4 protein-coding genes are annotated in these 12919 nt (G+C 50.2%); 3 read left to right on the top strand and 1 reads right to left on the bottom strand.

The features are described 5' to 3' along the window. Window position 1: 1 nt before the first annotated feature. Window positions 2–811 carry a hypothetical protein gene (locus JNJ77_10690; protein ID MBL8823044.1) on the bottom strand — a complete coding sequence of 270 codons (810 nt, stop codon included), beginning with the start codon at window positions 809–811 and terminating at the stop codon, window positions 2–4. A gap of 223 nt (window positions 812–1034) precedes the next feature. Here JNJ77_10690 and JNJ77_10685 point away from each other — a divergent pair, with 223 nt between their 5' ends. The 3 genes from JNJ77_10685 to JNJ77_10675 all read left to right on the top strand — a co-directional run bounded on the left by JNJ77_10685 (window position 1035) and on the right by JNJ77_10675 (window position 12876). After that, on the top strand, window positions 1035–2129 hold the full coding sequence (locus JNJ77_10685) for a HEAT repeat domain-containing protein (protein MBL8823043.1): 1095 nt from the start codon (window positions 1035–1037) through the stop codon (window positions 2127–2129). A gap of 347 nt (window positions 2130–2476) precedes the next feature. After that, window positions 2477–2683 carry a carbon storage regulator CsrA gene (gene csrA / locus JNJ77_10680; GenBank protein ID MBL8823042.1) on the top strand — a complete coding sequence of 69 codons (207 nt, stop codon included), beginning with the start codon at window positions 2477–2479 and terminating at the stop codon, window positions 2681–2683. Between the two features lie 410 nt (window positions 2684–3093). Beyond that, window positions 3094–12876 carry a proprotein convertase P-domain-containing protein gene (locus JNJ77_10675; protein ID MBL8823041.1) on the top strand — a complete coding sequence of 3261 codons (9783 nt, stop codon included), beginning with the start codon at window positions 3094–3096 and terminating at the stop codon, window positions 12874–12876. Window positions 12877–12919 lie beyond the last annotated feature (43 nt).

The raw sequence follows: 12919 nt of genomic DNA, 5'->3' as shown, positions 1-12919 counted from the left end.
GTTAGCGGGAACCTGGCGGAAGCGGGGGCACTTCGGTTTCGATGGGTTCCAGGCAGGAGAAAAGCTGCTGGACTCGATTCCTGTTTTCCGTGTTGCTAGCCCAGTGTTGAAATGTCTTGCGCGTCCAGGCGGAATGTTCGGAAGCATACCATGCCATGCCTGAGAAGAAGAGTTCCAGTTGCTGGACTGCTTTCTTACCTGTGGATTCTGCAGTCATGCTGGTGATGCGATTCACCAGGGGGATGGAATCGTAATGCACGAGAATTTCGATGCGGTGTTTGATGCCTGTTCTGCCATCAATGCCTTTGACTTCGCTGAAGTGGAGGAAGACGAGAGCACGAATGGTCATAGTGGGCAGCAATGGCCCAATTCTGCCACTGCCTTCCGCGAACCAGATACGGGTGAGTGGGCCACTCGCGACCAGGTTCCAGCGTAACTCGCCACCTGTGCCATCCTTACCCAGGAAGCTGCCATTCTCCTGTCGGACAATTTCCGCTTTGGTGGCGCCGAGTTTTTTCCAGGCAAACAGTGAAGCATCGGGGCTTTCGAGCAGCCAGCGATAGACATCCGGATTGCAGGGGAAAGATTCAGGCTTACTCCGTTCAAAGATCTGTGCGTTTTGAACAACTTTGGAAAGTTTGGTCTTGAGAGGCTCAGCCATCTTCTCGAGAGGCAATTGAGCGATGCAGAGCTGTCTGGCCTGGTTAGTCTGTTCAATATCAATGAACGCCCAGCCTGGCGATGCAATGCATAGAAACCATGTCAAGACATGGAAAATACGCAATCTGGATGAAAACGCATGTTGTAACATAGGATCTCTAGCGGGAAAGAGATCATCTAGTCAAAGGTAAAAGACACACTGGCCAGGCAATATGGGTTTGCACAGGCAAGATAGCCCATGGTCATCATCGAACAGCGATGTGTTAAGACTGAAGCTAATCGGCAAAAAGCGTAAGCGGGGTAATACGGCAAGCTCTGCTTGTGGTTTTCGGGAAATTTGCTTAAAGTTTTCGATTGTTCAGGGAGGAACAGTCATGGCTTCGAAATCGAAATATGCCGCAGGTGTTCTTGGTTTAGTTTTGGCAGTTGGTGGCGTATTTGCTTACCTGAACTGGAATGCGCTCTTTGCCTGGTATCAGGTCAGAGGACTGAAGTCTGCTTCATCAGAACAACTGGATTGGCATATCAACCGCATTGAGAAGCTCGGCATGCCGGGTATTGAAGCGGTTATCAGCCTGCTGCAATCCGAGAATGAACAATCCTGTCTGAATGCCTCCACGGCACTGAATCATCTGATCAGACAACTCGAACCAGTCAGCGAATCATCCCAACAGGTGTTCAACGTCCTTGAAAGCCAGTTGCCTGCATGTTCTGACCAGGGCAGGCGTTCCGTTCAAAAGCTGTTCCATTCGCTGGTGGTTGATGAGCCTTATCTGCAAGTAGAAAATGCGTGTGCCATGCGTGCATTGATCAGGTTGACAGATTTTCCCGTTGTTCACGAAGAGGCTTATGACACTCTGATGGAAGTGGTCAAAAGCCGAGATTCGCTTCCCAAGGATTTAGTTCCGTTCATGCAGGCCCTCGTCAGAAAAGGCATCAATGATTCATCAACAGTGGTGCGCTCCGCAAGTGTTAGGCTGGCTGTATGCCCATCAGTTTTAATGCAGGAAGCATTAGTACCTATGCTCGCTCAGAACGGCACAGAGAAATCGGCAGAAGTCAGGCAACTGGTTATTCTCGCACTGGGTGAACACGAGGCATTGCTGTCTACCGATGAGCTGTGTCGTTTTCTCAATGATGAATCAGCGGAGGTGGTAAATACCACCATCCGGGCACTCAAAGTTCGGGGATTAAGTGATGGGCAGATTCAACTGGCCCAGAAAATGAAAAGTCGGGACGCATCGGTTCGAGCCGAGGTTCCAGATTATGTATTAAAAACCAAAGGAATCGATTCAATGCTCTGGCTGGAGCGGTTATCTAAAGATCCGGAACCAGCTGTCCGTGCAGCCGTTGCCAGAGCACTGTCACAACTGGAAGACCAGCAGACTGCCAGGCTGTTACTGCAATTGACGCAAGACAAGGACCCCACGGTGCAGGAAATCAGTCAGTATTATCTGAAAAAGCGTTAAAATTGGAGTGTAACGGACTGACTATTACGATTGTTACAGCTTAACGCTGTCGACTGTGCCTGTTGCGTGTTGGCTAACGATTGTACAGATTTGTCCAACTCCTGTGCCAAAATGCAACAAATTTGGATTCCTATAACTTGACGTAGGCAAAGTCAACGCTTAAATTTAAGTAGAGATGGGTTAGGGTTCTACAGAGAATTTCTGTACCCCCACCGCTGGGTCCATGTCTTCATGACCCCAACGAACCTGACTCACTGCACTGGGGATTGCGTCCCCGCTGGCACAACCCGTTCCTGCCGCGCAACCTATGGATCGCGACGTACATCTTAGGAAGAGGATAGGCAGCAATGCTCGTACTGTCCAGAAAAAAGAATGAAAGTATCGTCATCAACGACGACATTACAGTAACCGTGGTAGAAATACGGGGCGACAAAGTGCGCTTGGGTATTGTTGCACCGAAGGAAATTCCGGTGCATCGGCAGGAGGTTCACGATGCCATTCACGGCAAAGAAGCCAATGGCAAGACTCCTCTGTCACCGACGGGTGACCTCTAATTGTAGTTAAGTGCCATAACGGTAATCCAGGCCCTGGTCAAAAGCCGGGGCATTTTTGTTTTGTGAGGCAGGTTCGGCTAGACCTGCGTTCATTCCTCACGCATAATTTGTGGAACTTCCCGGCAAACCTTTTCGTCTACGTCATGAAGGGATGATATCCAAACTTTAGCAGTTCTTAACGTAATACCGGTTAAAGTTGATGTTCTACCTTCAAATCAGGCTGGATAGCCAAAATGGACATGTCGTATCGGATATACCTTCAAACATGTCCATAGTAAGCAGGTCGATTGGTGCGGGCAGCGAACCCGGATATTCCGGGAATGCAGGCGTGTAATGGGCCACACCCTGCAAACATGCGTGATATGTTATAACATCCGTCATTTTAGGCCCTTCGGATAGGAGTGGGTTGAATGTTTCTCCCCTGGTCACTCATTACAGGTCGTCCCAAGACACAAGACGCAACTCGACGTGGACGCAAAAACAACAAGCCCCTCCGCAAGCCACAGATAAAGGTGGAGCTTCTCGAAGATCGAGTGGTTCCCGCCAACTACTTTGTGGATGCATCCTATGTAGGTGTTTCCACTGGATCACTGACTCAACCTTTCACCAAGATTCAGGATGCGTTGATTGCGGCCAATAACAATCTAGGCCTCGACAACGTGTATGTTTATGGCAACCCTGCCAGTAGCGGCACTTCTAACCCCAGCGTAGCAGCCTATGTCTGGTCACGAGATGAAGACAACAACAACGACGGGCTGCTCGATGGAAACATGGACATCGGCATTGACGGAGCCAATGCTGTCAACATGTTTTTCCGGGCATCTGTTAGAAATATCAGCTCATCCGATGGTTCAGGCGGTGCTCCAGCTAATCTGATAGTCAAAATGCGAGACAATATTGTTGACGTGCATAATGGCAGTCAACTCCGAATTGAGGGAAGTAATTCCATCTCACGCGTCATCTTTACATCAGTCTTCGATGATGCAGCAGGTGGTGATGCCAATGGCGATGGTGACATCAACGCACCACAACGAGCCAATTGGGGTGGAATTCGTTACCGTGCCGATGCAATCGATCAAGGTGTCACCAGTGCCACAGGGTCAATTATTAACTTTGCTGATATTCGTTATACTGGCGCGACTATTTTCGATGAAGTTTCTGGATTCCCCAGCGAATTTGGTTCAATCCGCATGGAAGCCGATGCGACCAATGCCGCCAATGTGCGAAGTGCGCAGGTTCGTGTCTGGAATACAATCTTCAATCAAGGCGGTCGTGCTCTAGACATCAATCTTAATTCATTGGGTCGAGGTGGAAAAGCTTCAAGTGTTGTAACCGGTCCAGACCTTGGTGCTGCGACTGCTCAGCCACTTACCTTTATCGATAATTCTATCAACGGCGCATTCATCTTTATCCCAACCAATCCTGGCAGTGGCTCACTTCAGCAATTGTATGTTAACTCCACTCTGGATGATGTTGGCGTTCCTTATGTGATCACCAAGCGACTCATTCTCGCTGGGCCTCTGACAACTCCGGGTTTGCCAGCTTCCGGAATTACTCTCACTTTCAATGAAGCGATTGTATTCAAAGCTCAAAACACAGGTCTTGACGGCATTGAATTTGGACAGCCACGAGATCGTACTTTTGGAACCATCGTTGTTAATGGTAGTGTCAATCGTCCAGTCCTGTTCACCTCGCTCAATGACGATTCACTGATACCCAATACTGATCTTGCCAGCTTGTACAACAACGGTTCGACAGACACCAACAATGATGGAAATACCACAACTCCGGCACCAGGTGATTGGGCTGGAATCCGTATTGCCCAGGGTAATATCGATCATGCCCTGGTTCGATTTGGCGGAGGATTTGCAGAAGTTTCTGGTACCTTTGTTAATTGGCCAGCCATTCGTGTATTTACTCGTGATTTGAGAGACTCAGGCGGCGAACTGCAGCGTCTACGTATTTCCAACACGGAAGTCACTCAAACCTATAGTGTTGTGGATGACGAAAACCCACAAAACCTCGTCGATTCGCCAGCAATTGACCTTTTCAGTCGGGATGATCAAGATGCGCGATTCGATCCAAATAATCCATTCCTGCGTACGGGCGATGTGCAAATCATCGATAACTACATTCACGACAACATAGGGAAGGCTCTTCAAGCTCATCCCATGTACTTGCAGGATGCTCGTAACAGCATGGGTGGCTACGGTGTCTTTTACCGACGCAACATTATCGAGAATAATTCCAATAACGGTCTCTACGTTCCGTTTATCCTCGATCTCTCGTTCTTCAATAACAATGACCGTGGCGCCATCGATGCGAATCTGCCACTTGTCGGCGCGGTGATGGATGATACGGACATCGTCACGACCATTGATGGACAATTGCTGATCGTACGCCCTGATCAGTATTTCGCAATGATGAGCCGCCGCACAGTAGTGCCTGATTCATCCAGCGGTGGTTACCTGCAACGCTTCACCGATCCCGCTGTCTTCTTAAGCAACCTGGTAATGCGACTGCCTGGTAATCTGCCGACAGACACGACCAAGCCTCTTAACCTGCCGCTACAACGTGGGCCATTCCAGGTCAATCCAAACCTCGTGGATGCAGGTCTCTTCTATTATCAGACACAATTCGATGCGACTGCACGCGGTCTGGTTACTACGAACGGTATGGATCTGCGTGGTGAAGAATGGCGCGATTGGGGGGTGAATTTCAATTATGGTGGAGCAGTCGGAAACATCAGCGATCCGCTCCGCCCCTTTCATGTAGTTTCTGATCCCAGCAATCCAGGTGGATTCATGCTCCAGCCTAATACGCTGGACGGCAATGGCACCTATGAGATGGTGTTCCCGAATGCAGTTTCTGCAGTAGGATTCTGGGTAGTGGGTAATCAGAGTAACAGTCCCACACAACGCATCGAACTGATAGGTGCCGACGGTAAGCTGATTGAAACAGCAGCGATACCAACGACGACTGCCAATGGTCGTGCTTTCTTTGGGCGAGTAAGCCGCACGCCGATTTACAAAGTCCGCATCATTGATGAAGCCGGGGATTCGCCTGCTGCTGTTTCCAATTTCACCACAGGCAATGTAAATATTGCGATCCCAGATAACGGAGCAGCAGTTGAAGCATTGGTGAATGTGCCATCGATCTCCAACATCAATGACATTCGCGTCAATCTGACTATCACCCATGCTCGCGCCAGCGATCTGATCCTTGAACTTGTGGCGCCGAATGGAACTGTGGTTCAATTGGCCAACAGGACAGGTGGTACAATCAGCGGTGCGAATTACACTAATACTCATTTCGCTGACAACTTTACCACGCCGATTACCGCCGGTCTCGCGCCATTCAGTGGTACCTTCTACCCTGTTTCGTACGATCCCTTCTCAGCAAGTGCCACCGGGTTGGGTGTATTGGACGGCATTAATGCTGCTGGTACGTGGCGATTACGAGTTCGTGATGCAGCAACAGGTGCCACAGGTGCAATCAATAATTTCAACATTACGTTCAAAGGATCGGGCCTGGCTCTGAATAACCCTGGTATTACAGGTTTGACATGGGTAGATGCGGGGGAAAGTCTGGTAGTAAAGGCCAACAGTGAAGATACTGTTATCACGGCTGCATCGTTGCGTGCCATCTACCGTGGTGTAGGATTGTCACAAGGTAGCACAGGCAATATTGTCAGTGGCTTTGTGCCTACCATGGATAACCTGAGAACTGGATTCAATGCAGCAGGACAATTCACTTTCGGCCAGAATACCAATACGGTTTTCCAGCAGAACACACCCACCAATTTGAACTTTACTGGAGATACTGTTATTCCACTCCAGATTAACAGCGATTTTGTGGCGAACGAAATCGTTGTTAACTTGAACTTGAACTACAGTGGTCCTACCAATCAATTGCGAATTCAGTTGCAAGGTCCTGATGGATCAAGGATTGATCTGGTTGCTGCAGGCGCTGGACAAGGCAATGGCAATCAGTCCTTCATCAATACCACCTTTGATGATAAGTCTCAAGCTGCACTGAACTCTTACGACACTCTTTTCGGGCAGCCCTTCCAGTCACCGTACGATAGCACATTTACTTCCTTCCAGTCCTCCAGTTACACCAACACGTTGTTGAATAACCCGACACAAACTACTCCTTTTGGACTTGGTTTCTATCGTGGTAAAAATGTACGTGGCATCTGGAGCCTGATTGTCACCAAGAATGTAGCTGCCAATACTGGAACACTGCAGAATTTTACCATCGGTTTCCGGGCACCAGTGAGCGGATCAGGCGGTACTCTTCGTATTCTTGGTCAGGGCGCAAATCCTGTTATCCTAACTGGAATAGATGATGACACGGTTGGCGCAGGTCCCATTGGGCATGTTCAACGTGATACTGGCAGCAACGGTCCATCAACTGCCAGTCCCGGACAATGGCAGGGGATTCAAATTCTGCCCGGCGTGAATACGTCGATGTCTGAAGTCGTTACCACCAATCCTAACGGTACTATCAATCGACGATACGCCGATCTCAACCCATATACACGAGGCGATGAAGGGTTAACTTACCCTGGTCTCAATAACCCCAATGGTGTACTCTTGTCTACACAGGACAAGATTCTTAACAGCCTTGCGGGCAACAATGATGGTCTACTCGTAGCCACCAGAGCACCGTTCGATTCCTTCGATGGTTACAATCTGCAGGATGGTACACTTCTCGAATACGCGGAAGTCCGTTTTGCCACTACTGGCGTAGATATTCGGACATATCCCAAGACCAAACTGGCCATTGATGGTAATGAGTATGAGGCCTTGGCAGAACCGAATGGTGCTCGACCAAGTGCAACTGAACTTCTCCAGCCTGTGCCGGCCTTGGAATTCAACTATGACGGATTTTTGCGGTTTGAAACTACGGATGGCAGTTATACCGTTGCTGGACAACTTGGAGGAAGCGCTGCTGCACGCGGTGAAGGACAATTCACTGATGATGTCGATTGGTACGAACTTCCTTCCAATACTCCTGAAGGAGTATCAGCCTTATTGTACATCGATATTGAGCAAGGGCGGAGAACACGTGGCAGCAACTATTCTACTGCTTCCGATGAACCGAATACACGCCAGATCAACGTAGCTGTCTTTAATGCTGACTTCCAGCTCATCTACTGGAGTGGCGATGGATTTGGAGGATTTGGATTCGGTTATCCAGACAATCCAGGATTAATGGGAAATACCCTGGGACCCGTTCAAATTCTCAATGGCAATGTCCCCTACAATCAAGGAACAGGATTTGCACGTGATGCGAAATATATAGCCGTCATGCCGTTTGATCGCGCACCACGTTCCTTCTTCTCTACCGACTTCAATTCAGGAGTGGAGAATGGATTACAGCCAAATCAGACCACGTATGTTCTGACACCTTTCCAATCCGACAGAATGAGTCCAGTAAGCCCGCTGAACCCGCCTGGTTATGGTGCAGATGGTGGTGCGATAAGTCTGTTTAATCAGAATGGTGATAGAGTAACCATCACGAATGATTCCATTATCGATTTTGCGGGAAGAGGTGATGGAACATCAGTTGGCGGATATGAAATGAATCTCCGCTTCAGTGGTTTCGAACGTAATCTGAATCATCCCAAGCCTGCCGAAGGCCAAATCCTGATCCGTAGCAATACCATCCTCAGTAGTTCAGGCGATGCAATCTTGCTGCAAGATTCGCGTATGAATGCCAGCAACACCAACTTGGGCGCCAACCTGCCCACTCAGGCAGCCCGCTTCCCAGTGTCTGAATTTCCAAACCGAAACAATACAGCTGCAACAAGCAGTGCGAACACCATTTATCGAAATGAAGATGTCAATAACGTCAATCCTTCTCAAAGTTCGCCAGCGAACTTTATCCCTGGGCCGACTATCCAGAATAACCTGATTATCAATAATCAGGGAAATGGTATTCACTTGCGAGAAAATCGCACTACCAATGCGGTCACTCCCGGTAACCGTATTACACCAACAGCATTCACCGAAATTTCCAACAATACGATTGATGGCAATGCCGGTGTTGGAATTCTGCTGGAAACACGTGGCGGACCCACGGTTCAAAACAACATTGTTTCCAACAATGGAACTGGTCTAGCCATTATTGATGGTTATGACATAACCAACCTCACACCACCTGTTCTTCCTGTGGTGTCCTATAACATCTTCTACAACAATGCGGTGACAGGGAGCCCATTCACGGGTGTACAAAACATCATTGGCAATGGTGCATCCGCCAATCCGTTGTACGTCGATCCGAGTTCGCAAGACTATCGTATACGTCCGAATTCGCCCGCTATTGATTCGGCTGTGAGCGATCTCCAGGATCGGCTACGTTCTGCACGATCGCCACAACTTCCTACGCGTGCTCCTGGTCTTGATCTCCGTGGTCGTCCACGTGTGGACAATCCGAATCGTCCCAATGTAGGTTCCGGGGCCTTCCCGTTCTATGACCGTGGTGCATTGGAAGCCAATGAGCTTTCTCTGAGAGTCATCAGCTTGTCGGTACTGAGTGTGAACAATATTGTTGGGTCACCAGTATCCAGTATCACTGTCGTATTCTCTGGTCGTGTTGATACTTCTACATTCAATGAGGATTCAGTAGTATTGCGAATTGGCTCAACATCAGGTCTTGAAGTACCTATCAATTTCAATCTGTCACAAAACATATACGATGCCAACTCCGATACTCATACCTTCGTCCTGCCGCTTACTACCGAGTTGACATCGGGCACGTTCTACTTCATGATGAATGGAACAACGACTGGAACTGCGGTACGCGATATCGCTGGCCAACTGCTCGATGGTGAATTCCCTGCCCCCTATAGTCTGCCTTCCGGCAACGGAACGGCAGGTGGTACCTTCGTCTATCCGTTCACGATCCGCACCGGCACCATTACTGGAAACATCTGGCTGAATCCAAATGGCAACGGCACTATTGATCCTGGCGAACAAGGCATTCCTGGGATTGGCGTGAACCTGATTGGCGCTGGTAGCGATGGCATCCTCTTTACTTCAGATGACGTGCTCGAAAAATCAGTGACTACGGGTCTGGGTGGTGTATACACCTTCGCTAATCTTGGCAGTGGACAATACTATGTTGCAGTTAATGAATCCACACTGCCAACGGACTACCGCCTGAACACTCCACCTGCTCAGAAGCCAGTCAATCTGCCTATCGGCGGAACACGAGCTAATCTGAACTTCGGTTACTGGCTCGACAGTGGCAATGGCGTGGTCAATGGCCGGGTATTCAATGACATCAACGGAAATGGAGTCATCGAAGTAGGCGAACCCGGGATTACTGATTCCGTACCGAATCCTGTGATCTTCACGCTGACACTCACCAGTGGTGGCGCTGATTTCGACCTGTCAACCCTGTCTGACAACATCACCTATGTGACCACGACAGACAGCAACGGCAATTTCAGCTTTACGGGAACGACACAGAATCCTGTCTTTGCAGGCCCCTATCGCCTGGAAATCAATGAAACTCCTCTGCCTTCCACCTTTGTCCGTACTTCTCCAGCCAGCAATGCAGTGACCTTCTCGTTGTTGCCTGGTGGAAGTCGTACCCAGAACTTCGGCTATCAGGAAAAGCAGGCTACCGTCAACGGTATCGTCTTCAATGATGCTGATGGCAATGGTGTCCGAAATGGTGGCGAAGGCGGCATCGCTGGCGTAACTGTTCGCCTGCTCGGTGCAGGTGTCGATGGTCAGTTCGGTACTGCGGATGACCTTCCCGAACTCAACACCTCAACACTGGCAGATGGCAGCTACAGCTTCTTCCCACTGACTGCAGGGTCCTACCAGGTGGTGGTGGTCAGCAGTTCGGCAGTTCTGGCCAACTTCTATCTGACCACTGGAAACGATACACAGTCACTGCTGCTTACCAATGGAAATGGCACTTTCAGTGCTGCTGACGTGGGTTACCGCCAGGATCCATTCGCTGGCCAGATTCTGGGTCTGGTATTCAACGATCTGAACGGCAACGCACAGTTTGATCTTGGCGAACCAGGCTTCAACAATGTGACAGTTCAGCTCCGCTGGGCAGGTCGCAACGGAGTGGTGGGTGACAGCGACGATCAGTTGTACAGTGCAACAACCAATGCGTCAGGAGCCTATTCTGCTACGAATCTACCTGTCGGCGATTTCTATGTCGAACCAATCAGTGGTGTGCCTGCTGGATATGCTCTGACGGGCCCAGCAACAGTTCCACAGCTGATCACCCTGGGCTATGCAGGAATCGATGCATCACTGGGCTTCTTCGGATACCAGGCAGCCAATTCCTCCATCAACGGCGTGGTCTTCAGCGACCTCAATGGCGATGGCATCAAACAGGCTCTTGAAACCACGGTATTTGCTGGTGTGCGAGTCTTCATCGATGCGAACAACAATAATCAGTTTGATATCGGTGAACGCAACGCCGTATCGGCTGCAGTAACGGGTGCTTACAGCATTGCCGGTCTGCCTGCCAACCTGGCTGGCTATCGTGTAATGATCGATACCGCAACACTTCCTCCTTCGGTTCCCGCAGGGTTCGTGCCATCCACCGGCACACTGCTGGTTTCCCTGCCACCGGATACCCATGTCTTTGGACAGGATCTGGGTCTGCAACAGCGTAATTCGACTGTTAGCGGCCGAGTCTTCCTTGATTCTAATAATAATGGGAACGCCGATGACAATGAAGTAGGTTCACCTGGTCGGACCATCACGCTGACTTTCATTGGCTCACCAGTGCCAGCCAACTTCACGAACCCACGCACTTTTGTCACAGGTTCGGATGGCACGTTCAACTTCACAGGCCTGCCTGCGGGACAGTATCGCGTGGAAACGACACTGCCCAATGGTGGAACCGTACCCGCCAACCCGGGTAACCCACAGGAATTCACTCTGGGAGCAGGTGTTGGTTCAACCCGTCAGTTCCCAGTGCAGTTTGCAGGTTCACAGACGACCGGTGTGTGGTACTTCACTTACGCAGGCAGTTCCACCACGCTGTTCAACAGTGATGGCAGCTCGCTGGTAGTATCCGATACGGACATCGTACGCCTGACAGCTCTGCAATCGGGCGAGTGGAATTACAGTGTTTACTTCCGAGGCTCCAACTTCGGATTGACCAGTGGCAACGAGAGCATTGATGCATTCACCTTCACTAACACTGGCCAGATTCTGATCTCGACACGAGGCGGCTTCTCGGTCAACACCAGTTACAACAACGGTGTACCTTCAGGATCGAACATCAGTGGATTTGGTGAAGATCTGATCCGGTTTACACCCACCAGCTCCAATACTGGCAGTGGTCTGACCACCGGTACCTGGTCGCTGTTCTTCGATGGCAGCCGGGTCGGTCTCTCGGGTTCTTCCGAGAATGTGGATGCTGTCTCGCTGATCTACAGTGGCAGCACCCTGTCTCGCATCCTGCTTTCTACCTCCGGCACAGCACTGGTGGCTCAAGGTTCCGCAAACCCACAGGACATCCTGTCGTTCAGGCCAACCAGCTCTATCTCGCTCGGTAATAACACTGCTGGTACATTCAAGAAGGCATTCCTTGGGTCTACGCGAGGATTAACCAATCCATCGCAACATAACGTGGATGCACTGTTCTATCAAACTAACGCAAATCCAAGCACGCCAACGCTGTACATGTCTACTTCAGGCAACTTTACGGTTCCTGTCGCTCTGACTGGTAACAGCAGCGATATGCTGAAGTTTAATGCAACGGGAACCAGCCAGCCAAGTGAAGCACTTCAGGGTGCGACCTTTGATTCTGTTGCCTTGCGTGGTTCGGACTTTGGTCATGGCCATACCAATGTCACTGGGTTCTGGCTGGGTACCACTCAGTTCGATCCCAATCCGGGTGGCCCAGATCTGCCTCCACCAAGCTTCTTTGCTGCAATGAGCGCCAACGCTGGTTCTGCCGAGATGCAGGGTGACAGCTCACTGGCAGCAGCCCTCACAGGCAGCTCATCCAAGGCAGGCACCAGCACGGGAACAGCCAGCTATGCAGCAGGCCTTTCCAGCAAGGTAGCCCAGAGTCTGGCATCCAGCACCACTACAGCCAAGAAGACCAGCAGCGAGGCGGACAAGTTCTTCTCGACTGCTAAACGCAGCCGAAGTGCAGCCGTTAGCCTGGTGAACAACCTGCTGGCACGCTTCAAATAATCTGAATAGTTAACCATTCTGCAGCCCTTGAGCGATCCTCAAG

It is taken from the genome of Planctomycetia bacterium (assembly GCA_016795155.1).
GTDB lineage: Bacteria > Planctomycetota > Planctomycetia > Gemmatales > HRBIN36 > JAEUIE01.
The sequence above is the reverse complement of the archived record's forward strand: the minus strand, read 5'-3'. Positions and strand labels throughout refer to the sequence as shown.

Bases quoted from the DNA above. Each gene is read 5' to 3' on its own strand.
- JNJ77_10690 (MBL8823044.1), bottom strand. From the start codon at position 811: ATGTTACAACATGCGTTTTCATCCAGATTGCGTATTTTCCATGTCTTG.
- JNJ77_10685 (MBL8823043.1), top strand. From the start codon at position 1,035: ATGGCTTCGAAATCGAAATATGCCGCAGGTGTTCTTGGTTTAGTTTTG.
- csrA (MBL8823042.1), top strand. From the start codon at position 2,477: ATGCTCGTACTGTCCAGAAAAAAGAATGAAAGTATCGTCATCAACGAC.
- JNJ77_10675 (MBL8823041.1), top strand. From the start codon at position 3,094: ATGTTTCTCCCCTGGTCACTCATTACAGGTCGTCCCAAGACACAAGAC.